The following is a 21,592-nucleotide window of genomic DNA, read 5'->3' as shown; positions in this document are numbered from 1 at the left end:
AGGGAGCGACTGTTCCTCGGCCCGCTTGCGCAACATCGCAACCTCCTCCGATCGCGGTGTCCGGGGCATCCCCGACCCTCCTCTCCGTACCTGCGTGCCCTTCGGAGGCGCTGCTGCGCAACGTCGCAATGAGACGAAAGGCCGATTGGTCCGAGAAGATCACGGCGCGCGGCCGGTAAGCGCCTGACCGGGACGGCAACACGCCATCCATTGCGATCACTGGACCGTCCGGTTGACTGCCCGACCCGCTACCTGCTGCGGACCGCGCACCCGCGCCTGCGTCCGGACCGACCCTGCACCGCTCGGGGCTCCGCGGTTCGACGGGCACACGCTCTGAGCCTGATTCAGCCGGCTGACCTCGACACCGAGGGCAAGCCCGTACCACCGCATGTGGGCCGACGCCGGTCGGGAGACGTCCAGGACAAGGGCAGGTCGAGCCGGGGCTGGGCGAAGACCGCCGGTGCGACAGGGCCCGTGAAGGATGACGAGATGAAGGCGGCCGCCCCCGAGCGGACAGAGCGAGGCGCCACGGCCTCGCACTCCGGCCGGAAGCCGACTGAGCGGAGCGCGCAGCGCGGCTCCGAGAACACCCGAACCGGACCCGCGCACCACCGCGGGACAGGGTGCGCCGAGGACAAGTCCTGAGGTCACCCGCCGCTGGGAGGACAAGGTTCCGTAGCTCTGGTAGCCGACGCGGCCACGCCTGTACGCCAGCCCAGACACCCCAGGCTCGAAGCGGCCCGTACTGCCGGCAGCAGCTGGGCCGACATCACCCCCTGGGCGTCGCCAGCCGCCAGGCTGCGGAGCGGCGCTATCTGCGCGTTCGACCCGGCGCCCCAGGCTCCACCGGCGAACAACGCGTGGGTCCGTCGGTCGTCGAGTCCGGGACGACTTTCGTACAAGACTGCCGGTCGGCCACCCCTGCACCATTCCCGGCATGAGTCATTACGACGTTGAGCTCTCGCACGGGATGCACGTGGTCCAGGACGGCCCGAGGCAGGGGCCGCCGCTGTTGCTCATCCACGGATCGGGGGCTCCAGCCGCCTCCTGGGCACCGATGATCCCGGCGCTCGCCGGCCACCACCATGTCATCCGGGTCGATCTTCCCGGCTGCGGCCAGTCCCCGCCCGCGCCGTCGTACGACGTGTCAGCGCAGGCGCGCCGGGTGGCGGCGTTGCTCGACGACCTCGGGCTTCGGTATGTCACGGCGGTCGGGCACTCCAGTGGCGGCTATGCCGCCACCGCACTTGCGGAAGAGTGCCCCGACCTGGTGAGGTCGCTCGCGCTGGTCAGCACCGGACCGGGTCTCGACGCGCTTCTTCCGCAGCCGGCCATCCTTCGGGTCCTGTTGGGCCCACCGTTCGGCCCGAATCTCTGGTCGGTGCGTCCGGACGCGTCGATCCGCAGCGGGATCAGGGCAACGACCGCCCGTCCGGTGGCCGTCCCGGACGACCTGATCGCCGGGGTACGAGGCATCACGCGGCATCTCACCCAAGCGCGTCGCCCGGCTGGTGCGGTTCGATCACGCCGCCCACCTGCTCGCGGCGGGCCACCCCGCGGCCGGCGTCGCGGCCGAGAGCGGCTATGCCGACCAGCCCCACCTCCACCGCGAGGTCCGGGCGTTCGCCGGGCTCACGCCCGCCGCTGTGGCCGTCGTACCGTGGCTCGCGATCGACGACGTCGCGTGGCCGACTTCATCACCGGCACGGCGCCGTGCGTGCGACGAGGAGACGGAGGCTGTGGACCATTACCCGGTGCTCACAAATAGGCACCGCCAGGTGTGGCGTCTCCTGAGGCTGACTCCACACCTGCAGGCAACAACGGCAACCCCGGCCCATGTTGAGGTCGGCCGGAAGAGTGGAGACAGGATGTCACCGGAGCGACGGTCCCATGACCTCGCGGCGTACGAGGCCAGAGTGCGTAGCGGTCCATGCTTTGTGTGTGAGTTCGTGGCGGGTGCACCTGACTCCGCCCATGTCACGGTGTACGAGGACGAGGAGCACGTCGCCTTCCTCGACCGATACCCGACCGTGCCGGGCAAGGTCCTCGTTGCACCCAAGGCCCACATCGAGCACGCCGTGCGCGATCTGGACGAACTCGCCTACCTGCGGCTGATGTCGGTGGTCCGGAAGGTGGCAGTGGCGGTGGAAGCGGTGATGAAACCCGAGCGTACCTACCTCCTGTCCCTCGGTAGTCAGCAAGGGAATTCACATCTTCACTGGCATATCGCCGGCCTACCCGCGGGCACCCGTACCGGCAGCAGCAGTTCCACGCGTTGATGACCGAGAACGGCGTGCTGTCACTCACGGACGAGGAGGCTGCCGCGACAGGTGACCGCCTGCGCGCGGCACTGGCCGACAGCGGGGAAGTTGCCTGCTAGAGGGCGTCCCGTAACCCCTGGTGGATCAGCGCGCGGCATCGGATGCGGTACGGGACGGTGTGACACCGCCTCGCCATCGAGCAGGTGGGCGGCCTCGCGCGGATCGCGGCCACATCGCCGCGGGTGAGGAGGCCCGTGCCATGCACAGGCTGCCGCTGATGCTGATGATCGTCGACCATGAGGTGGGCATCATGCCGGCCTCGCGGCAGGCAGCACCGTCGACCGGACCGTCGTGGATGCGGTCCGGGTGAACTGAACCCCCCGCGCTCGACGCCCTCAAGGCCGCGCGCACGGCTGCTCCCCGAGGTAGCCCTCATGCCGCCGTAGTGCCGATGCGGGAGTCGCCGGCATGGCTGAGCGACGGAAGCCCCTGTCTGCAGGTGCTTCCGTCGCTCTGTCCGCCCGGCCTCGATCTGATGGTGATCCGGAGCGGCGTCGGCAGTGTCCGTCGGCTCAGCGGGCCGGAGGTGCCGTGTGGGTCATGCCTGCTGGGGGTGTCCGCCGTCGCCCTCGACCACGAGCCGGTCGGCGCCCGGCTCCTCAGCGCGCTCCACCATGGTCACGTCGACCTCCCCGTCACCTGTGGTGTCGAACTGGTAGAGATCGGCCTTCCCGTCACCCGTGGTGTCGGTCATCCATACGTCCGGCTTCCCGTCACCGTTCGTGTCGGCACTGAGCACCACGTGGTGCTCTTCACCCTGGGTCTCGATCAGCTCTCCGGCGCCTTCGGTTGTCTCCATGACAGCCGGTTGCCCCCGGGAACGGGCTCAAAACAGTGCCGTCCCGATCAGGCTCCGCCGACCGCGACGCCAGCTTCGCACCCCACGTCCACGGAGTCGTTTCCACGCAGATCGAGCAGCTCCTCATGCAGACGCCGGGCCACCCCATGTCCCCGCCACGGTCCGCGTACCGCGAGTTCCATGAGCCCGAAGGTGCGCTGCCCGTCCTCGCGCCGCATCTCATCGGACACGGGCTCGGTCAGTTCGTCCCACCACACCGTGTCGGGCCCGAGCGGGTGGCCGTACGCCATGCCGATCGGTTCACCCTTCGAGGCCTCGCACCGAGCCGGCCACAGGGTGAAAACGAACCACCAGTGGTGACTACGCCCCACTCGCCGGACCCCGCTCCCTGCCTAGCGTGAGCACATGCCGATGCAGCCCTGGTTCTCCGATGCCAAGTTGGGCATCTTCATCCACTACGGGATCTACGCCGTCGACGGCGTTCCCGAGTCCTGGTCCTTCTACACGGGCAAGGTCCCGCACATGCAGTACATGAAGCAGCTCGACGGTTTCACCGCCTCGAACTACGACCCGGCGGCGTGGGCCACGGTGTTCGCGAAGGCCGGTGCGAAGTACGCGGTGCTCACCGCCCGGCACCATGACGGGGTGGCGCTGTGGGACACCGGGCAGGGCGATCTGAACGTCGTGAAGCACACCCCGGCCGGGCGTGACCTGATAGCCGGCTACGCGGACGCGCTGCGGGAGCAGGGCCTCAAGGTGGGCCTGTACTACTCGCACTCGGACTGGAACCACCCCGACTACGCGAGCGTGGTGCACCCCGACGCGCCGAACGACGACGTGCGTACCAACCGCTATGTGACACCGAAGGACGGGGTCGAGGACCCCGAGGCCTGGGGGCGCTACCTCTCGTACCGCAACGCCCAGGTCGGCGAGCTAGTCGCGCGCTTCCGTCCCGACCTGCTGTGGTTCGACGGCGAATGGGAGCGCAGCGAGGACCAGTGGAAGATGCGGGAGCTGGCCGAGGAGATCCTCGCCGGCAACCCCGACACGGTCCTCAACGCACGCATGCTGAGCTACGGCGACTACGCCACCCCCGAACAGGGCGTACCGCTCCGGGCTCCCGACGGGCCGTGGGAGCTGTGCCTGACGGTCAACGACTCGTGGGGCTACCAGCACCAGGACGACAATCAGAAGTCGGTCGGCCAGCTGGTGCGCTACTTCGCGGAGACCATCGGCATGGGCGGCAATCTGCTGCTCGACGTGGGGCCGAAGGAGGACGGCACCATCCCGGCCGCCCAGATCGAGCGCCTCGAGGGTCTTGGTGGCTGGATCGACAAGCACTGCGGCGCCGTGTACGGAACGGTGGCCGGACTGCCCGCCGGCCACCACTACGGTCCGAGCACGCTGTCCGCCGACCGCCGCACCCTGTATCTGATCTGCTTCGACGCCCCGCGCGAAACCATCGGGCTGCGCGGCCTGCGGACGCCGGTCAAGCGAGTCAGCGTGGTCGGTTCGGGCACCGAGCTGCCCCACCAGGTCATCGGCGGCCTCGGCGAGGTGCCCGGAGTCACCTGGATCGACGCGCCGGTGGGCACCGACATCGACGCGTACGCGACCGTTCTCGCTGTGGAACTCGACGGTGAGCTCGACCTCTACCGGGGTACGGGCCGCGACTGAGGTCAGCTGCTGCCGCCGCGGATCGCGCGGGGGGACCCGCCCAGTTCGCGTCGGCATGCCTTGTTGAAGGCCTGCAGATCGCCGATGCCGACCAGTGCCGCCACGGCGGGGATCGACAGCGTCGACTCCCGGAGCAGATGCCGGGCCCGCTCCATCCTGCGCCGGCGGATGTAGGCCACCACCGTGCCACCGGTTTCGGCCCGGAACAGCCGGATGAGGTGGTTGTGCGAGATCCCGGCGGCCGCCGCCACCTCGGGCACGGTCAGCGGTCCCGCCAGATGCGCCTCGATGTGCGCGACGGCCGCGGCGGCCGCGGCGTGCACGCGCTCCCCCGTCCGGCCCGCGGGCGTAGCCAGGCCGGCGACCCGCCACAACGCGGCCCACACCTCGGCCGCCGCCCGGGCGGGGCTGCGCGGGGCTGCCGCGACGGCCTGCTGCAGCAGGTCGGAAAGGACCGGCGTCTCGGCGCCTGCGTCCTGCATCACCGGAACGGTCAACGGGTTGCCGGACTCCGGGAGCGCGAAGTGCACGTAGAGGTGCTCGGACCGTCCGCCGTAGCGGAACTCGACGGCCGCGCCGGGCCGCACGAGGCTCACCCGGCCGGGCCGGATCGTATGCACCACACCGTCGACGGTCAGCTCGGCGGCGTACCGGTACAGGTGCAGCTGCCACAGGTCCGGAAGCCGGAAGACGTCGCGCAGGCCGTTGGTCCCGTGCACTCCGACGCCCAGGTTCGCCACCCGGGGCGGCAGGTCCAGACGGAGCTGGACGTGGAGGCCGTTCGGCTCGGTCGTACTCACCATGAAAATCTACCAGTGCTGGAGAGGCCCCCTTCCCGGAGCGACGCACGTTGCGCTCCAGGCGCCGGAGGCCCGGAAGGAGCTGCGGTCGGCCTGGGTGAACCGTACGAGCGATGGGGGGCGTTCCACCTGCTCCCCGCCCCCTGACAAACATGCACCTGAGACACCGGGTTGAGTCCCGACTGACCCGCCGTGCGTCGTTCCTGCGGGTCAGCCAGTCGTAGCCGTAGTGACAGATAGGCACCTGCGGCGCGGCGTTGCGGTCCAGGCGCGAAGGCGGCGCCGCCGGTTTTACGCGTGAGTGGCCGTCTGCCCGGTCGCCGCCTGGGGGGCCTCCGCCGCGCAGACGGCGACCAGGACTCGCACCCACCACACCACACCGCCCCGGCCGAGGACGGCCCGCCCTGCCGGAGCGCCGGGGCACTTCCCGGTCCACCGAAGGCGGACGTGGGTAGGCGCTGCGGGCCGTGGTTGTGTCCCGGCCTCAGGGATTCGGTACCGGCGCGGCCGTGGAGGTGAGGTCGCCGATCGCGTCGTTCGCCCGCGAGCCGGCGGGCGGCGGGTGCGGTTTCCGGAAGGTGAACGCCTCGGGTCCTTCACCGTTTTCACGGATCAGGGCGATGCGGTCCATCGCCTCGTCAACGCTCGGGCGATGCCCGGCGGGTACCCACCACAGCGCGTGGTGGAAGTCGGCGAGCCGCTCGAACCATTCCCGGCGGCGAGCCAGCACCTTGAGGTGCTCACTGCGGTAGGTGTACTCCCGCAACACTTCGACCGATTCCCAGACCGAGCAGTTGATCAGGAACAGGTCGTCGTCGTTCTTGGGGCGCAGCCCCGTCGAGTCGGCTCCGCCGTCGTCGACCATGCGCCACACGAAGCCGGGAGCTCCATCGGCAGCGGCATTGATCTCCGGCAAATGCGCGACGAAGTCGGCAAGTTGGGGACTGTCGAGCGGGGCGAGGATTCGTCCGATATTGACCTGGGCCAGCTGGAAGTCGTTCACGGAGCCAAGCATGCCCGGGTGAACCTTCTAAAGTCAACGAATACTTTTTTAGATCTCCTCGGCAGTTCCGAGAGCGACACAGCACCCCTGCGGGAGCGGATCCATCGCCGCGCTCCACTCCTCGCCGCCCGGCAGCCCGGCGAGCAGACCCTCGATCCCGGCCAGGTTCATCCCGCACACCAGGGCAGGGAACTGGTCCGCCAGCGCATGGAACGGGCAGTTGTTGAGCCGCAGCGTCCCGCCGTCCCAGAACGGCTCGTAACCGCGCGCCCGCAACACCTCGACCGGATCGGCCTCGTCACCCGAAGCCCCACCCTCAGCCTCCCCCGCCACCCTCGCCGCTGCCTGGAGTTCCCCGTCCAGCCCGGCCCGCTCCACCACCTCTGCGAGCAGCCTGCTCGCCGTGTCGTACGAACGGGGCGGCACCGACACCGCGTGCTCACCCTCGGCCCGCCGGTACATCTTCGAGGGCCGCCCCGCCCCCGGACCGCTGCGCCCCGAGAGCCGCCGGAAGGACACCTCGAGCAGCCCTGCCTCGACCAGCTTGTCCAGGTGGAACGCAGCCAGCGAACGGGAGACCCCGGCAGCCTCAGCCGCCGCGTCCCGTCCCACCTCCCCCGGCGTCCCGGTCACGTGCCGATACAGTCCGCGCCGCACCGGGTCACCCAGTACGACCAACGCCTCAAGGGCGGAATCCTCGCTACTGCTCACGAGACAATTCTATAACTAACAGCGATTGATCCAGAGGAGCGGCAAGCGCATCCACCGGAGCAGGGCGGATGACACGCGGACGCGCCTCCTGTCCGTGATCCATGACTTCGACAACCTTGATCATCAGGGGCGCGCTTCACTGTTTCCGGCCGGGCCGTTCGGCCGCTGCCCCGTCTACCGTCTACCGGGTTGAGCCGCCCGCCACGTCGCCCCGGGAACGTGTCCACCCGGGCCGCTACGCCGCAGTGAACCGCTCGGCGGCCTCCCAGAGCTCGCCTTCGCGCTGCGGGTCGTAGGACTCCCGCGACGAGCGGTCCGCACGGCTACGGTCCACGTAGGAACCGGTCGGCGCGTGGGTCGCGCCGAGGACGACGTCGGCGAGGCAGCGGCCCGCGGCACTGCGGCTGGTAGCGAACGGGGTGAGGGTCATCACCGGCATGATGCGGCGCATCGCGAACCGGGAGAAGGGTCCTGCGTTGCGGGCGAGGCCGGTGCCGGGGACGAACCCCGGGTTGTAGGCGACGGCGTCGATCCCGGCCGGCAGTCGGCGCGCGTACTCGTGAACCAGGTGGATCACGGCCAGCTTGCTCGTCGAGTACGCGGTGCGCCCGCCGGCCGCGGTGTCCGGCTCGCGGAAGGCGCCTGTGCGGACAAGGACGCCCGGGGACTTCCAGGCCGGGCCGGGGACCATGCCCATGTTGTGCTTGAAGTCGCCGAAGTGGGTGTCGCTGGCGGTGATCACGATCCGGGCAGGAGCGGTGAAGCGGTCCTGGAGCAGTCGGACGAACAGGTGGTTGGCGAGCACGTTGACGGCGAAGGTCGCCTCGAACCCGTCGGGCCCCTCGGTCAGCGCGTTCGTGTACTGGGTGCCCGCATTGCCCACGAAGGCGCGCAGCGGCGGCAGGTCACCGCGGTCAAGGCGGTCACAGGTCTCGCCGGCGGCCGAGCGGACGTCGGCCAGGGATCCAAGGTCCGCCAGGACGTGCGAGACCGTGTGTCCGCCTGCGTCGAGCTCCGCAGCGAGCTGCGCGCCGGAGGAGCCACGGGCCACGACCAGGAGGTGCGCGTCCGGAGAGCGGCGCAGGATGTGTTCCGCGGCGACGCGGCCGATGCCGCGGCTCGCGCCCGTCATCACGATGGTGTGCTTCATGGATGGCTCCTCAACTGGTCAACCGATGGCGCCCGGCTCAGGCGCATCTCCACGTTCGCCGGTGGCGCGACCGTCAACCAGTGCCGTCCCCGTCACTAGGACCGGCAGTACCCAGGCTGATGCGGCGCCGAGCGGCGAGAATGTACCCATGGCTTCCTCCCGCTCCGATTTCGCCGCGCTCCTGCGCGCCTGGCGCGACCGGCTGTCCCCGGTCGACGCCGGCTTCACGACGACGGACGGCCGTCGCGCCCCGGGACTGCGCCGCGAGGAGCTGGCGCAGCTGGCCGGGCTCTCCGTCGACTACGTCCTGCGCCTGGAGCAGGGACGCGCGAAGAACCCTTCGGCCCAGGTCGTCGGCGCCCTCGCCCGTGCCCTTCAGCTCTCCCGCGCCGAGCGCGACCAGCTGTACCGAAGCGCCGGGCTCCTTCCGCCCCAGGACGGGACGATCAGCACCCATGTGCCCCCGGGCATCCAACGGCTCGCCGCCCGCCTGGGCGACGTACCGATCGGGGTGTTCACCGCCGACTGGACCCTGGTGCGGTGGAACACCATGTGGAGCGCCCTGCACGGCGACCCCGCCGCCCTGCCGACCGCGGAACGCAACCTCGCCCGTGCACTCTTCGGCAACGGCGCCGCACACGCCTCGATGCTTCCCGTGCGATCCGAGCGCGGACAGGACGCCTTCGCGGAGTCGATCGTCGCCGACCTCAAGGACGCCGTGTCCCGCTATCCCGCGGACGCCCAGCTCGATCGTCTCGTGCAGGAACTGCGAGATGTGTCCGATGCCTTCGCCCGTCACTGGGCCACACAGACGGCCGCCACCCAGCACACGACGGACCGCAAGACGATCCGCCATCCGGAGATCGGCGACATCCTGCTCGACTGCGACGTCCTCATCGTCCCCGGCGCGAACCTGCGCATGGTCACCTACACGGCGGCTACGGGAAGCAGCTTCGCGCCACAGGTGGCCGTACCGCGACCGCGCTCCCCTGACCGGCGGCTGCTGGGCGGGTCCGCCATGCCTTCTGGGCGCTCCTCAGCGCCGGCGCGATGGCCGCTATCGGTGACGGTCAGAGCACCCACTCGACCTGCTGAATCTCGAAGGATGCGAGAACACATCAGCCCTGGCTCTCCGGAGCTCGACCGAATCTTGATTGAACGGCGGGCAGAATAGCAATACACCCAGCCGCAGCCATAAGACCTGGTCCAAGACCTCTAATGCGGTGACATCTCAGCATCTTGCCCGCCACACCTCTCGCGCGGATGGCTCAGCCGAGGGTGTCGAGTCCGTTCAGCAGAAGGGCCACCTGAAGCCCCGTCGTGAGGTAACGCTCGAAGGTGCCATTGTTGAGTGCTCGAGGGGACCGCTTTTGCCGTATGAGGCTGATGGCAGCGGCAGGTTCGTAGCCCATCTCGATGAGGGTCTGCGCGATGACCAGCCCCGAGCGGTTGTAGCCGGAATGGCAGCGAACGAGCACGGTGCGGCTGTCCCGCAGGGCGTGTGCGGTGGTGTGGGCCAACAGGTGGACGGATTGAATCTCGTCCGCGGTGAGCGGGCCGTCCGGCAACTCGGTGATCAGGTGCTGGACTGCCGGATGCGGACCGTGGCCCGCACGGGTGAACAGGCTGATGACCAGGTCGAACTCACCGCCGGCGACCGCCGACCGGACTTCACCGGTGTGGTCGGTCCAGAAGTGTCCGCCCATCCATAGCCCTGGTCTGATCTCGCTCCAGGGCTCGTCGGGCCCGGCAGCGTCGCGGTCCTTCTGGCGTGTCTTCACTTCTCCCTTTCCCGAGGGATTCCCTTTCCCAAGGGAGAATGCGCTGCCCACACCAGGAAGAGCGAGGCTCCGGACGAGCATAGCTTCCTAGGGAATCTCAGCGTTGGCTTCACCCGCCATATACCGCTCCGCCGAGAGGACTTACGACCATCCCGTAACCAACGGTGGAGGCCCGCAGCGGGCTATCCCATAACCACTCGGGCCGCGTCGAGAAAGGCCATTCTGTTGTCCTCCAGGTAGTCGCGCACGCTCTCACCGTCGGGCAAGCCTTCCCAGACGACCCGGTTGAGGTCGAGGAAGTACTTGCGTGCCGCGTCGTACACGGGCAGCGGGAACTGGACGCGGATCAGCCGTTCCGCGACCCAGAGTCTGTGCATCGAGTCTCGGGTGGTGAGGAACCAAGGGGTCGTGTCGTCCCACTCCTGCGGCTGGCTGAAGGCTGCCCGCTCAGCCTCGGCCCCCAGCTCGACGAACCGCTCCAGCAGCGCAAGCCGCTCCGCACGCCGAGCCTCCGACAGTTCGGTCTGATGCCTCCGCTGCTCCGTCCGCTCAGCCGACCGCTGGGTCGAGAACTGGACGAGGAAGGACAGTGCGCCACCAAGCGCGACGCCGCCCAACGATATGAGTGACACCCAGACTTGACCAGACATGATGGCCATCGTTGCACGGTGTCGATCTCCTGAAGACTCCGCTGATGATCCTGCGGTGGCTTCCCCAACGCCCCTCATCTCCGACGTACTTCGGCGGATGCACCGGCGCGCCGCCATGGGCCGGGCCGGCCGATCACGAGGGCCACCGGGCGAGGCGTACAACCTTCGGCGAACTCCGGATGTCTTCTCGGTGAGTGCAGTACGTACGTCGCCCTCACCGCACTCACTACCCACCAGGGAGGCCGCACACGATTCCGGGCCCGGCCTGCAGTGGGCGTGGCGGCGCTGACCGGCGTTCCCGGGCATCTGCACCCGGTCTCTGCTTCGGCCTCTCGCTGGGAAACGGCCGTGCGGCCGGCCCCGCATCTCCGTCAACCACTCCCACGCACGATCCACCGCGGCTGAGCAGGACGGCGTAGGCAGCCCCGGAGACCAAGGAGGTTCTCCTGTGCGTCACATCAGAAGCGCGGCCCTCGCGGCCGCGGCACTACTCTCCCTCTGTGGCGGCGCCGCGTTCGCGGCCCCCGCTGCACAGGCCACCGTTCCCTTTCCGTCCATCGGCTGGCAGCAGCGCAACTGCGACTTCGACGGCAACGGTTTCGACGACGTGCTGATCGGCGCTCCCGGCGCCACGGTGAGCGGTGCCACGGGCGCCGGCTACGTCACCGTGCAGTACAGCTCGTCAAGCGGTCTCAGCACCACCAAGAAGAGCGTCCTTCACCAGAACACCTCGGGCGTCCCGGGCGGTGCCGAGTCCGGTGACGGCTTCGGGCAGTCGGTGGCCTCCGGAGACCTGGACGACGACGGCTACGACGACGTCATTGTCGGTATCCCCGGAGAGGACCTGGCCGGACTGTCCGACGCCGGCGGCGCCACCGTCTTCTGGGGCTCCGCGACCGGACTGCACGGTGCCGACAGCACCTGGCTGGAGAACTCCGACCAGCTGCGGGCCGGCGCGAACTTCGGCCGGGCGATCGAAGCGGCCCGGTACTTCGCCCCGGACCCGGCGGATCCGGACGCCAACCCGCGTGACTCGATCGCGGTCCTGGAGGACGACGCCCTGCTGTTCTTCACCACCCCGCCGGGCGGGACAGTGAAGGAGCCGCAGCAGCTGCAATTGTCGGACCGCACGGTGCGGGCGCGAGACCTCTCGCCGCGGGACACCGGCTTCGAGTTCCGCAGTCTCAGCCACGGCAACTACAACGAGGACTCCTGGGCCGACCTGGCCATCTCAGGCGTCACCAACGGCGACCAGCCGGGCGTCGGGTCGGTACACGTGCTGCACGGCGCGCCGGACGTCGACGGCCTCGGCGACGGCGGCACGTTCCCCGGCGGCCCGGCCATCGTCTCCGGTGACTGGGACGGCACCGGGCAGGACGACCTCGTCATCGGCGACACAGGCATGGGCTCGCCGCCGGGCGGCGGGATCACCCTCTACCTGGGCCGCGGCGACCTGTCCGGCCTGGAGCCGGAGCCGGTGCAGCACTGGACCCAGGACTCCGACGGCATCCCGGGCGTCGCGGAGGCGGGCGACCAGTGGGGCGCCGAGCTGTCGGCCGGGGACACCGACGGCGACGGCCACCCGGACCTCGCCATCGGCGCACCCGGCGAGGACATCGGCAGCGTGTCCGACGCGGGCGCGGTGTGGGTGCTGCGCGGCGATCCGACCGGCTTCACCCACGTGGGGGCGAAGAGCTTCGACCAGCAACTCGCCGACATCCCCGGCGTGGCAGAAACCTCGGACCGCTGGGGCGGTCAGGTCCGACTGATCGACGCCGACAAGAACGGCCTCTTCGGCCTGCTGGCGACGGCGCCGGGCGAGAACAGCAACGACGGTTTCGTGTGGGTCGTCCCCGCGTCCTCCTCCGGGCTGGTCGCCAAGGGCACCTGGACGTACGACGGGGCGCGCCTCGGGGCACCGGTCACCGACGCACGGTTCGGGGCGGCGGTCGACGAGTAGCGGAGGCCTCCAGGGATCTGGGAATTCATCGGGGATCATTGACTTCCTCCCCGGCCTAAAGGCCGGGGATTCCCGTCTGCTCCCACCGCGCGGGGGCGGTGGGCTGCTTCGGGTGGGTTGCTGCTTCGTCGCGCGATGCCGGTACGAGTACCGGGCTTACCTGCGCTCCACGGCCGTTTACGGTCTCCGCCTGTCCGGCGGCGACCTTGCGTCCTTCGGTCCTGATATTGAGTGCGGCGTTGATGTCGCGGTCGTGGACGGTCCCGCAGTTCCCGCAGATCCACTCACGGACGGCCAACGGCTTGGGTCCGTCCTTCACCCCGCAGGCGGAGCAGAGCTGCGAGGACGGGAAGAACCGGTCCACCTTCGCGAAGGTGGCGGTGCGCGCCGACTTCCAATGCGAGCTGGTCGAGTTCAACGGCGAGAACAGCCATGTCCACCTGCTCGTGAACTTCCCACCCAAGGTCGCCCTGTCCAAGCTGGTCAACTCCCTCAAGGGCGTATCCTCGCGCAGCAGTCGGACAGGGGCTGGAGCGAGCCCGTGGGGCGGCGAGCGAGGTTTCCTCCTCACCTACGCGCCTGACGGCGAATGCGCGGGCGAGTACGCCGTGTTGGTCGAGGAATCGTCCGCGGTCGTCGACTCATAGTCAGAAACGGGTCCTGGTGGCCTTGGTCCTGGCCCACTGGCGCCTGCGCCGGATTGGACGAATCTCGGAGGGAGTCCGGTGATGAGCAAGGTGTTCAGCGCTCTGTCCGTCTCGGTCGACGGCTACATCACCGGTCGCGACCCTGGTCCGGGCCGCGGGCTCGGCGACGGCGGCGGCCTCTTCGACTGGTACTTCGACGGTGACGTCCCCAGTCAGGTGTTCGACAGCTTCACGCTCTCCGAGCCCAGTGCCCGGTTCTTCGACGCCGTCGCCGGTCGTGTCGGTGCGAGCATCGTCGGCCGTAACACGTATGAGGACTCCGACCGTTTCGGCGACGACGGGGCCCCGCACCCGACGGCGCCGCTGTTCGTCCTCAGCCACCGGCCGGCGCCGCGGATCGCAGGGCGGCAGCGGCTGATCACGACCGGGCCGGCGGACGCCGTCGCGGCCGCCCGCGAAGCCGCCGGGGGCAAGGACATCGCCCTCATGGGAGGCGTCCTGGTGACCGAAGCCCTGCAGGCGGGACTCGTCGACGAGCTGATCCTGCACCAGGTGCCCGTACTGCTCGGCTCCGGCCGCCCCTACTTCCACGAGCTTCCCGAGCACATCCGGTTGAGCCTGCTGGAGGTCGTGCCCGCGCCCGGTGTGACCTACCTCCGCTATGAGGTGGTCCGCTGACCTCGTGCTCCGGCGGTCTGGGCGTGATCGGCGCCCTCGCCGCCCGTGTCGGGGCGGTACGTGGCATCGCCGGACTGCTGGGTGCTGCCGGGAGTGGAGAGTCGGCGGAGTGCCAGGAGGCCGCCGACACCGGGGACGGTGGCAACGGCCCTGACGGCGGCCCTGGCCGGCTGGAGGCGCCAGGTCGCGGCCACGACGAACAGATAGGCGCAGCCGTGCGTGGGTCCCAACAAGGAGGAGACGGCGTTCAGGTGCACGGTGGCCAGGTTCGTCAGCATGGCGACCAACGAGATGAGCTCCACCTGAGCCGCGATACGCAAAGGGCGAAGGTGCACGGTCAGGCTCCTGTGGTCGAACCGGGGCGGATGATCATCAGGACGGTGACCGTGGCCCACAGCAGGTTGAAGACGCCGGTGAGCATCGCGAGGCGGCCGGCATAGATGGAGCCGGCGGCGGAGCCGGTCGTCCCGGCCGCAGCCAGGGCGTCGTCCTGGGCGGGCAGGATGAGCAGCGCCAGATTGGCGGCGGCTGCGGCGGTCAGCAGGATCGAAGTGATCAGCCAGCCGTTTCCGAGGACTCCGAGACCGGCGGCAGTGGCGAACCCGAAGACGGGAACCGCGATGCCGATGGCCGCGTACACCCGGCAGATGCGGTGCAGTGTCCGCAGGGTCACCAGCGCGTCGCGGTCGGCGTGGTCCCCGTCGGTGCGGCGCAGCGCTCCGGGAAACATGCTCGCGGCGACGGTGACCGGCCCGATCGCCAGAACTGCGGCCAGGACGTGCAGGGAGAGAAACATCTTCGTCATGGTCAGTGCTCCGTACCCGCTCGGTCGGCACGGCGTCGACCGCTGACCTTGGATGCGGGGAGCCGTCCGGCCCTGGAAGTACCGGTCATGGTGTCGGCGGCGGCAGTCACTTCGAAGGCCAGGTTCAGTCGCAGGGGCTTGGTGACGGTCTGCTTCCAGGCGAGCCGGTCGCCGTCGAGGACGACATCTCTCAGTGGGACTTCTTCACCCGCCCCGTGGGCGAGGCCGATCAGGACACCGTCCTGGCGTAGGAGTTCGACGACGGCCTTGATCGTGCCGATGGGGGTGGCGATGGACAGGTCCCAGGTGCCTTCAACGGACATGCTGGCGCGGTTTCCTCACGGTGGTGCGGGCGGGCGGCGGGGCGCGGCACGGGCCGGATGTGCCGGCTGGGTGTGCGGGGGACGACGTGCGCTCAGACGCCCACGGGCACCGGGCCCTTCGGGCGCCAGACCGTGCCGCGGCGTTCGTGAGCGAACAACTCCTCGACGGCTTGGGCGATCCGGGGCCCCACCTCGCGCTCCAGCAGGTACAGGCTCAGGTCGAGGCCGGAGGTGACACCGGCGCCGGTGACGAGGTCGCCGTCATCGACGACGCGGGCGCTCACCGCGTGGACGCCGGTGGCATCGAGCATGTCCAGGCCCAGGTGGTGGGTGGTGGCATGGCGGCCCTCCAGCAGACCGGCCATGGCCAGCACGAGCGAGCCGCCGCACACACCGCCGACCGTCACCTGCGGGTTGTCCATCGCGGCCTTCAGCAGCCTGGGCAGCTCGGTGTTCAGGGTGCGGCCCAGCAGGACGGGGATGAACTCGTCCTGCTGCCACTCCCCCTCCCCCGCGTCATGGTCAGGGACCTCGCCGGGCGCGCCCACACGGCCGGACGCGCCGGGCACGAGAACCAGTCCCGCGCGACCGGGGTCCAGGGCGCCCGTGGCGCGCAGCACCAGGCCCCCCGTGCCACTGACCACCTCGCGCGGTCCTTCGGCAGAGACCAGTTCCACGGTCAATGCGCCGCCGGAGACGGTGCCGCCGGCGTACAGCACCTCGTAAGGGGCGATGACGTCGAGCGGGTCGACGCCGTCGAACAGGACGATCTGGGCGTGCATGCGCGGTTCCTTCGCGGTGGCGGGTCCGGTCTGCGCCGGGTTCGCTGTGACGCTAACCGGCTTCCGCCTCGTGCCCCAGTGGCATTAGTGACACCTTCCAACGGATTAGCGCCATGCCCGGAGAAAGAGCCTTTGACCTGGCTGAACAGGGAACATCAGGGGGATCTGGATGCCGATCGCGGATCGGCGGGCAGGTATCTTCGGGCCATGCACACCGTCGCGGTACTGGCACTGGACCGGGTGATCCCGTTCGACCTGTCCACTCCGATCGAGGTCTTCACCCGCACCCGCCTCCCGGACGGCCGCTCCGGCTACCAGCTCCGCGTGTGTGCGGAGAAGCCGGAGGTCGACGCGGGTGCGTTCACCCTGCGCGCGCCCTGGGGGCTGGAGGGCTCAAGGATGCCGACACGATCATCGTTCCCGGCACCGACGCGCCCCTGGCCCCACTCGCCCCCGCAGTCCGCGATGCGCTGCGGACGGCCGCCGAGTACGGCACGCGTATCGCTTCCATCTGCTCGGGCACTTTCCCCCTGGCCGCCACCGGGCTCCTCGACGGCCTGCGTGCCACCACCCACTGGATCGCGGCCGACCTGCTGGCTGCCACCTATCCGGACATCGAGGTCGACCCCGATGTCCTGTACGTCGACAACGGCCAAATCCTCACGTCGGCGGGCGCCGCCGCCGGCCTGGATCTGTGCCTGCACATGATCCGCCGCGACTACGGTTCGGCGGTCGCCGCGGACGCCGCCCGGCTGTCCGTCATGCCCCTGGAACGCGAGGGCGGGCAGGCGCAGTTCATCGTCCACGACTACGCACCCACCCCTCAGGGCGCCACGCTGGATCCGTTGCTCGACTGGCTGCAGGAAAACCTGGGTCGCGACCTCGCGCTCGTCGACATCGCCGCCCGGGCGGGAACCAGCACCCGGACCCTGATCCGGCGTTTCCGCGAACAGACCGGCACCACTCCGCTCCAGTGGCTCCATCGCGCGCGCATCCGCCAGGCCCAGCACCTCCTGGAGACCACGCGGCACTCCGTCGAACGCATCGGCACCCAGGTCGGCTTCGGCTCACCCACCGCCTTCCGCGACCGCTTCAAACGCACGACCGGTGTCAGCCCGCACACCTACCGGCGCACCTTCAGCTGACTGCCGCACCGCTCTCCCCCTCGCGGCGGGAACCGACAGCATTGACGGCATCAGGCCTCGCCTGCGGCTCCGAACGAGTGGACTCGCCGCAGCGGCGTTCGGACGGGGCACTCCGCCCGGATTCCGGATGGTGATGTTGCCGTCCGCTCCCCGACCTGGAAGAGGTGCCCGACATGCGACGCGCCCCCACCCGACGTCTGTTCGCCGCAGCGCTGCTCGTGGCGTCCGTGCTGGCCCCGATGGCTGTGGCTCCCGCGCCGGCTGTCCATGCCGCGGGCGTCGACCGGCACGACAGCGGCATCCGCCCGTCCGGCAGCCTCGACCCCGAGGTGAAGGCCCGCTTGGACAAGACCATCGAGGACGTCCGTAAGCAGGCCGGCATTCCCGGCGTCGTCGTCGGACTGTGGATGCCCGGGAAGGGGAGCTACGTACGCGCGACCGGCGTCGCCAACACCGCCACCCGCGAGCCGATGGCCGCCGACGTCAACTTCCGGATCGGCAGCGAGACCAAGACCTTCACGGTCACCGCTCTGCTCGAACTCGTCGATGCCCATCGGATCAGGCTGGACGACCCGATCTCCGCCTACGTCCCCGGCGTGCGCAACGGCAACCGGATCACACTCCGTCACCTCGCGGAGATGCGCAGCGGCCTGTTCCCGTACACCTCCGACGCGGACTTCACTCACGATCTGCTGAGCAATCCGCATCGCTACTTCACCCCGCGGCAACTGCTCGCGTACGGCATGAAGCACAAGAACACCTTTGCACCGGGCGCAGAGTTCGAGTACAGCAACTCCAACCTGATCCTGCTGGGGCTGGTGGTCGAGAAGGTCAGCGGCATGAGGCTCGACGAGTTCATCCGCAGTCGGGTCCTCCGCCCGTCCGGCCTGCGCCACACGCTGTTCCCGCTGGGTCCCCGGTTCCCCGAGCCGCACCCGCACGGCTACACCGACCAGACTCTGAGCGGCAAGGTCGAGGACGCCACGGACTGGAATCCCAGCTGGGGATGGGCCGCCGGTGCGATGATCTCGGATCTGCACGACCTGCGCCGCTGGGCCAAGAACGTCGCCACCGGACAACTGCTCAGCCCCAGGACTCAGGCACAGCGGCTCAGGACGCTGCCGACGGGGTTCCCCGGCACCGGCTACGGCCTGGGCATCTTCGAGACCGGCGGCTGGATCGGACACAACGGTTCCCTGCCGGGGTTCGAGACCGTGACCGTGTACCTGCCCTCGCAGAAGGCCACCATGGTCATCATGATCAATACGGACATCAGCCGCGGGGGCCAGGAGCCGTCCACCGTGCTCGCCAGGGCGGTCACCAAGGTGGTCACCCCGGACAACGTCTACGACGGCGGCGTCGCCCCGCGCTGAGGGCTGTCCCGCGATCCCTGGTGGAGCAACGCGTGGCGCCGGATGCGGTACATCGCAAGGCGCAGGGACGTCCGTGCGGTCCGGGCGGGTTCACTTGCTCGAGATGCTCCACGTAGCGTCGCCGGCCTCGGCGGCGTCGTTGAGGCCGGTCCACCCGGCGTCGTCGAGCTTGAAGGCGTCGAGGAGGTAGGCGGAGATCGCGTCGGCGACGAGGGCGACGCGGTCAGGGGCCTCGTCGGTGGTCTCGGCGACCATCTCGCCGGCGAGGCCGCCTAGGGTGTGCTCACCGTCGGCGATGGTGAGCAGGCTCTTCGGGGCAGGGCCGAGGTGGTAGGCGTCGGTGAACCACTCCGGCCCCCGGGTGGAGAGCTGGGACCGGTCCTTGCCGCCCGCGATGACCAGGGCCGGGGTGGTCATGGTGGAGAAGTCCGGCCTCATGAACGGCAGATGTTCGACGGCGAACGGGGTGAGGGTGTCACCGGTTCCGGCCGCGGCGATCAGTGCGCCGGCCGAGACCGCGGCGTGGGAGAAGTCTTCTCCGGGCGTGCCGTCGGCGTCGAGCACGCGCGCGCCGAGGAGCGTGCCGGCGGCCTGGGCGCCCCATGAGTGGCCGACGACCGCGATGCGCTCACGGTCGACGCGGGCCTCCAGGCCGCCGGCTTGGATGAGGATCTCGTCGAGGCCGTCGAGCACCGCGTGGAGGTCGGCGATCCGGACGCGCCAGATGGTGGCGAAGCGCGGGTCGTCCCACCCGAGACCGTTGCGGCGGGAGTCCAGGTGAGTGGGCTGCACGACGACGAACCCGGCTGCGGCCCACCGGTCGACGAGCGGTTCGTATCCGTCCAGGGACCATGCGTTGCCGTGGGAGAAGACGATGACGGGCAGGTTCTGGCCCGACAGCGGGGCAGTGACCTTCACCTGCAGGTCGACGCCGCGACCGGGCGCGGGAACGGTGACGGGCTTGACCGCGACGATCCGCCGGCCGAGGTGGTGGGAAGACATGGGGGACCTGCACTTTCTGCACGGGGCCGCTCTGCCATACTTTGGCGGAGCGTCGTTCCGCCAATTTAGCGGAACGTTGTTCCGCGAGCAAGAGGAGGGTCTCGTGCCAGAAGTGGTCGGAGTACGCCAAGCACAGGCGCAACGCACCCGCAGCGGCGTGCTGGCGGCCGCGGCGTCGATCTTCGTGGATCAGGGCGTCCAAGCCCCTATCCGCGACATCGCCGAACGCGCGGGCGTCGGCGTCGGCACGATCTACCGGAACTTCCCGACCCGGGCGGACCTCGTCACCGCCGTCTACCGGCACCAGATCGACACGTGCGCCGCCCTCGCACCCCAGCTCCTGGCGGAATCGGCCTCGCCGTTCACCGCGCTGTCCCGTTGGGTGGACGCGTTCGTGGAGTTCCTGGTGACCAAGCACGGCCTCGGGGCCGCACTGGGGTCCGGTGACGCAGGACTGGAGAACCTCCACAGTCTCATGCTCGACACCCTTGTCCCGGCCTGCGCCACGCTGCTCGACGCCTGCGACGCCGACGACGAACTCAGCCCCGGCATCACGGCCTACACGCTCATGCGCGCCATCGGAAACCTCTGCATCACGGGCACCGACTACGACCAGGCCGACGCCAAGCACATGGTCGCCACCCTCCTCACCGGATGCCGTCGCAAGGAATAGCGTCAGCCCCCGGCGGAGAACGCCGATCCGCGCCGGGACATGGGGCCGTGGTCGCGAGGACGCCGAGGCCTGCACACCCCTTACGAATTGCGGGGCTGTACAGCCTCGGGCACCTCCTCCTCGGCACTCGCCAGCCAGAAGAACAGCGGCGACAGTACGAGTTCGACGATGCCCAACACCACCTGGAACCAGTGCGGCCACCCGTGCACGGCGAGCGAGAGCACCCGGCCGAGCGCGCCGAGCAGAAAGACCGCGGCCAGCCACCGCACCGCGGTCGCGGGGATCGGCGACTGCCGGGCCGCCCAGAGCCAGGCAAGACCGTAACCGGCGAAGATCGCACCGAAGAACCGGCCCAGGCTGTCGACCGTCGGCCCGGCGGAGCTCGCGCCGGGGATTGCGGAGTTCCCGCCCAGTACGTGGAAGAGCCCGATCGCCACGCAGGCGTACCCCATCGCCAGTACGAGACCGCGCAGAACCTTGCGTTTCGACATGACCGACCACCACTCCACCCCTAGTAGACGTGCGTCAACTAGGGTAGGGCCAAGTAGTAGACGTGTGTCAAGTAACATGCGGAGGTGCCTCCTCGCCAGCGACTCAGCCCCGCCGAACGCCGCGCGCAGCTCCTCGCCGTTGCAGCGCAGCTCTTCGCCGCCGTCCCGTACGACGAGGTACTGATGGAGGACGTCGCCGCGCGCGCAGGGGTCTCCCGGGCGCTGCTCTACCGGCACTTCCCGGGCAAACGCGACCTGTTCGCCGCCCTTTACGGGCAGGTGGCCGAGCAACTGCTCGCCAAGACCCGGCTCGCGCCCGGAGACACCCTGGTCGAGCAGCTGACCGAGGGGCTGGACGCGCATATCCACTACTTCGCGGAGAATCGCAACACCGTTCTGGCGGCGAACCGGGTACTGACCGGCGACCGTCTGGTGCAGACGATCATCGCAGATGAGCTCGACGCCTTGCGTGAACGGCTGCTCGGCGTGCTCGCTCTCGCCGACGACGGGACCCGGGAGGCCGTGTCGGGCGTGCTGAAAAGCTGGTTGGTGTTCGTCCAGGCGCTCTGCGTGGACTGGCTCACGAACGAGACCTGCACCCGCGCCGAACTGCGCGATGTGTGCATCGGGGCGGTGCTGGGTGCCATCCGCCCCCTTCTTGACGAGGACCCGGCCCCGGACTGGCCACGCTGACATTCGAGCTCGGGTGACCGCCGGTCGTGACCGGCCACCCCGGCCCGGGACGCCTCACCGGGCCGGCGCCGCGGGGGCGGCAGTGGGGTCAGCGACGGCGAAGCATCAGGACGACAGCAACGACGACG

At 69.7% G+C, this 21,592-nt stretch carries 22 protein-coding genes and 6 pseudogenes; 13 read left to right on the top strand and 15 right to left on the bottom strand.

The window, feature by feature from the left end:
* Window positions 1–729: 729 nt before the first annotated feature.
* The 4 genes and pseudogenes from LNW71_RS33605 to LNW71_RS33590 all read left to right on the top strand — a co-directional run.
* Window positions 730–863: pseudogene (locus LNW71_RS33605) on the top strand (type III effector protein); the annotation flags it as partial.
* Window positions 864–937: 74 nt separating this feature from the next.
* Window positions 938–1,465, top strand: a pseudogene (locus LNW71_RS33600) (alpha/beta fold hydrolase); the annotation flags it as partial.
* A gap of 16 nt (window positions 1,466–1,481) precedes the next feature.
* A pseudogene (locus LNW71_RS33595) lies at window positions 1,482–1,709 on the top strand (helix-turn-helix domain-containing protein); the annotation flags it as partial.
* A 273-nt stretch (window positions 1,710–1,982) separates the two neighbouring features.
* Complete coding sequence (locus LNW71_RS33590; protein ID WP_250971630.1) at window positions 1,983–2,279, top strand: HIT family protein; 297 nt, start codon at window positions 1,983–1,985, stop codon at window positions 2,277–2,279.
* A 580-nt stretch (window positions 2,280–2,859) separates the two neighbouring features.
* Here the strand turns inward: LNW71_RS33590 and LNW71_RS33585 are convergent.
* The gene (locus LNW71_RS33585) at window positions 2,860–3,120 is read right to left on the bottom strand and encodes a hypothetical protein (protein ID WP_250971629.1); all 261 of its coding nucleotides are present in this window, start codon (window positions 3,118–3,120) and stop codon (window positions 2,860–2,862) included.
* Window positions 3,121–3,230: 110 nt separating this feature from the next.
* Window positions 3,231–3,425: pseudogene (locus tag LNW71_RS33580) on the bottom strand (GNAT family N-acetyltransferase); the annotation flags it as partial.
* Between the two features lie 100 nt (window positions 3,426–3,525).
* Here LNW71_RS33580 and LNW71_RS33575 point away from each other — a divergent pair.
* A complete protein-coding gene (locus LNW71_RS33575) occupies window positions 3,526–4,797 on the top strand; it encodes an alpha-L-fucosidase (protein WP_250971628.1) in 1,272 nt (423 codons plus the stop codon).
* Between the two features lie 2 nt (window positions 4,798–4,799).
* Here the strand turns inward: LNW71_RS33575 and LNW71_RS33570 are convergent, their stop codons facing one another.
* The 4 genes from LNW71_RS33570 to LNW71_RS33555 form a co-directional block, all read right to left on the bottom strand.
* A complete protein-coding gene (locus LNW71_RS33570; protein ID WP_250971627.1) occupies window positions 4,800–5,597 on the bottom strand; it encodes a helix-turn-helix transcriptional regulator in 798 nt (265 codons plus the stop codon).
* A gap of 484 nt (window positions 5,598–6,081) precedes the next feature.
* Window positions 6,082–6,600, bottom strand: a complete 519-nt coding sequence (locus tag LNW71_RS33565; protein WP_250971626.1) for a DUF3291 domain-containing protein — start codon at window positions 6,598–6,600, stop codon at window positions 6,082–6,084.
* A 48-nt stretch (window positions 6,601–6,648) separates the two neighbouring features.
* A complete protein-coding gene (locus tag LNW71_RS33560) occupies window positions 6,649–7,311 on the bottom strand; it encodes a metalloregulator ArsR/SmtB family transcription factor (protein ID WP_250971625.1) in 663 nt (220 codons plus the stop codon).
* Window positions 7,312–7,546: 235 nt separating this feature from the next.
* Complete coding sequence (locus LNW71_RS33555; protein WP_250971624.1) at window positions 7,547–8,461, bottom strand: SDR family NAD(P)-dependent oxidoreductase; 915 nt, start codon at window positions 8,459–8,461, stop codon at window positions 7,547–7,549.
* A gap of 148 nt (window positions 8,462–8,609) precedes the next feature.
* Between LNW71_RS33555 and LNW71_RS33550 the strand changes: the two genes are divergently transcribed.
* Window positions 8,610–9,635 (top strand): helix-turn-helix transcriptional regulator, encoded by a 1,026-nt coding sequence (locus LNW71_RS33550; RefSeq protein WP_250971623.1) that lies wholly within the window; start codon window positions 8,610–8,612, stop codon window positions 9,633–9,635.
* A gap of 94 nt (window positions 9,636–9,729) precedes the next feature.
* Here LNW71_RS33550 and LNW71_RS33545 read toward each other — a convergent pair whose 3' ends face one another.
* Both LNW71_RS33545 and LNW71_RS33540 read right to left on the bottom strand, forming a co-directional pair.
* A complete protein-coding gene (locus LNW71_RS33545; RefSeq protein WP_250971622.1) occupies window positions 9,730–10,242 on the bottom strand; it encodes a protein phosphatase in 513 nt (170 codons plus the stop codon).
* 182 nt (window positions 10,243–10,424) lie between these two features.
* Window positions 10,425–10,901: a hypothetical protein gene (locus LNW71_RS33540; RefSeq protein ID WP_250971621.1), complete on the bottom strand. Its 477-nt coding sequence runs from the start codon at window positions 10,899–10,901 to the stop codon at window positions 10,425–10,427.
* Window positions 10,902–11,340: 439 nt separating this feature from the next.
* Between LNW71_RS33540 and LNW71_RS33535 the strand changes: the two genes are divergently transcribed.
* Window positions 11,341–12,852, top strand: a complete 1,512-nt coding sequence (locus LNW71_RS33535) for an FG-GAP-like repeat-containing protein (protein WP_250971620.1) — start codon at window positions 11,341–11,343, stop codon at window positions 12,850–12,852.
* 55 nt (window positions 12,853–12,907) lie between these two features.
* Here the strand turns inward: LNW71_RS33535 and LNW71_RS33530 are convergent, their stop codons facing one another.
* Window positions 12,908–13,171, bottom strand: coding sequence for a zinc ribbon domain-containing protein (locus tag LNW71_RS33530; protein WP_374119545.1), 264 nt, complete (start codon window positions 13,169–13,171; stop codon window positions 12,908–12,910).
* Between the two features lie 58 nt (window positions 13,172–13,229).
* On the opposite strand from LNW71_RS33530, the pseudogene LNW71_RS33525 reads away from it, so the two are divergent.
* Together LNW71_RS33525 and LNW71_RS33520 are read left to right on the top strand one after the other, a co-directional pair.
* Window positions 13,230–13,373: pseudogene (locus LNW71_RS33525) on the top strand (transposase); the annotation flags it as partial.
* A gap of 207 nt (window positions 13,374–13,580) precedes the next feature.
* Window positions 13,581–14,177, top strand: a complete 597-nt coding sequence (locus LNW71_RS33520; protein ID WP_250971619.1) for a dihydrofolate reductase family protein — start codon at window positions 13,581–13,583, stop codon at window positions 14,175–14,177.
* On the opposite strand, the gene LNW71_RS33515 is transcribed toward LNW71_RS33520, so the two are convergent.
* The 4 genes from LNW71_RS33515 to LNW71_RS33500 form a co-directional block, all read right to left on the bottom strand.
* A complete protein-coding gene (locus LNW71_RS33515; protein WP_250971618.1) occupies window positions 14,159–14,512 on the bottom strand; it encodes a hypothetical protein in 354 nt (117 codons plus the stop codon). The genes LNW71_RS33520 and LNW71_RS33515 overlap by 19 nt on opposite strands.
* Before the next feature lie 2 nt (window positions 14,513–14,514).
* The gene (locus LNW71_RS33510; RefSeq protein ID WP_250971617.1) at window positions 14,515–14,982 is read right to left on the bottom strand and encodes a hypothetical protein; all 468 of its coding nucleotides are present in this window, start codon (window positions 14,980–14,982) and stop codon (window positions 14,515–14,517) included.
* Between the two features lie 2 nt (window positions 14,983–14,984).
* Entirely contained in the window at window positions 14,985–15,305 is a 321-nt protein-coding gene (locus LNW71_RS33505; protein ID WP_250971616.1) for a hypothetical protein, read from the bottom strand.
* 92 nt (window positions 15,306–15,397) lie between these two features.
* Window positions 15,398–16,087, bottom strand: a complete 690-nt coding sequence (locus LNW71_RS33500) for a DJ-1/PfpI family protein (RefSeq protein ID WP_250971615.1) — start codon at window positions 16,085–16,087, stop codon at window positions 15,398–15,400.
* A gap of 207 nt (window positions 16,088–16,294) precedes the next feature.
* On the opposite strand from LNW71_RS33500, the pseudogene LNW71_RS33495 reads away from it, so the two are divergent.
* Window positions 16,295–17,232, top strand: a pseudogene (locus LNW71_RS33495) (GlxA family transcriptional regulator).
* Window positions 17,233–17,405: 173 nt separating this feature from the next.
* The gene (locus LNW71_RS33490) at window positions 17,406–18,605 is read left to right on the top strand and encodes a serine hydrolase domain-containing protein (RefSeq protein WP_250971614.1); all 1,200 of its coding nucleotides are present in this window, start codon (window positions 17,406–17,408) and stop codon (window positions 18,603–18,605) included.
* A 90-nt stretch (window positions 18,606–18,695) separates the two neighbouring features.
* Here the strand turns inward: LNW71_RS33490 and LNW71_RS33485 are convergent, their stop codons facing one another.
* A complete protein-coding gene (locus tag LNW71_RS33485) occupies window positions 18,696–19,607 on the bottom strand; it encodes an alpha/beta fold hydrolase (protein WP_250971613.1) in 912 nt (303 codons plus the stop codon).
* Window positions 19,608–19,710: 103 nt separating this feature from the next.
* Between LNW71_RS33485 and LNW71_RS33480 the strand changes: the two genes are divergently transcribed.
* Complete coding sequence (locus LNW71_RS33480; protein WP_250971612.1) at window positions 19,711–20,280, top strand: TetR/AcrR family transcriptional regulator; 570 nt, start codon at window positions 19,711–19,713, stop codon at window positions 20,278–20,280.
* Window positions 20,281–20,360: 80 nt separating this feature from the next.
* Here LNW71_RS33480 and LNW71_RS33475 read toward each other — a convergent pair whose 3' ends face one another.
* Complete coding sequence (locus LNW71_RS33475) at window positions 20,361–20,771, bottom strand: DUF4345 domain-containing protein (protein WP_250971611.1); 411 nt, start codon at window positions 20,769–20,771, stop codon at window positions 20,361–20,363.
* 84 nt (window positions 20,772–20,855) lie between these two features.
* Between LNW71_RS33475 and LNW71_RS33470 the strand changes: the two genes are divergently transcribed.
* Window positions 20,856–21,464, top strand: a complete 609-nt coding sequence (locus LNW71_RS33470) for a TetR/AcrR family transcriptional regulator (protein WP_250971610.1) — start codon at window positions 20,856–20,858, stop codon at window positions 21,462–21,464.
* Window positions 21,465–21,592 lie beyond the last annotated feature (128 nt).

This window comes from Streptomyces sp. RKAG290 (genome assembly GCF_023701695.1).
Taxonomy (GTDB): Bacteria; Actinomycetota; Actinomycetes; order Streptomycetales; family Streptomycetaceae; genus Streptomyces.
The sequence above is the reverse complement of the archived record's forward strand: the minus strand, read 5'-3'. Positions and strand labels throughout refer to the sequence as shown.

Excerpts from the sequence above, each read along its gene's own strand:
- LNW71_RS33585 (WP_250971629.1), bottom strand. The coding sequence starts at position 3,120 with ATGGAGACAACCGAAGGCGCCGGAGAGCTGATCGAGACCCAGGGTGAA.
- LNW71_RS33575 (WP_250971628.1), top strand. The coding sequence starts at position 3,526 with ATGCCGATGCAGCCCTGGTTCTCCGATGCCAAGTTGGGCATCTTCATC.
- LNW71_RS33555 (WP_250971624.1), bottom strand. The coding sequence starts at position 8,461 with ATGAAGCACACCATCGTGATGACGGGCGCGAGCCGCGGCATCGGCCGC.
- LNW71_RS33550 (WP_250971623.1), top strand. The coding sequence starts at position 8,610 with ATGGCTTCCTCCCGCTCCGATTTCGCCGCGCTCCTGCGCGCCTGGCGC.
- LNW71_RS33540 (WP_250971621.1), bottom strand. The coding sequence starts at position 10,901 with ATGGCCATCATGTCTGGTCAAGTCTGGGTGTCACTCATATCGTTGGGC.
- LNW71_RS33520 (WP_250971619.1), top strand. The coding sequence starts at position 13,581 with ATGAGCAAGGTGTTCAGCGCTCTGTCCGTCTCGGTCGACGGCTACATC.
- LNW71_RS33510 (WP_250971617.1), bottom strand. The coding sequence starts at position 14,982 with ATGACGAAGATGTTTCTCTCCCTGCACGTCCTGGCCGCAGTTCTGGCG.
- LNW71_RS33505 (WP_250971616.1), bottom strand. The coding sequence starts at position 15,305 with ATGTCCGTTGAAGGCACCTGGGACCTGTCCATCGCCACCCCCATCGGC.
- LNW71_RS33500 (WP_250971615.1), bottom strand. The coding sequence starts at position 16,087 with ATGCACGCCCAGATCGTCCTGTTCGACGGCGTCGACCCGCTCGACGTC.
- LNW71_RS33490 (WP_250971614.1), top strand. The coding sequence starts at position 17,406 with ATGCGACGCGCCCCCACCCGACGTCTGTTCGCCGCAGCGCTGCTCGTG.
- LNW71_RS33485 (WP_250971613.1), bottom strand. The coding sequence starts at position 19,607 with ATGTCTTCCCACCACCTCGGCCGGCGGATCGTCGCGGTCAAGCCCGTC.
- LNW71_RS33475 (WP_250971611.1), bottom strand. The coding sequence starts at position 20,771 with ATGTCGAAACGCAAGGTTCTGCGCGGTCTCGTACTGGCGATGGGGTAC.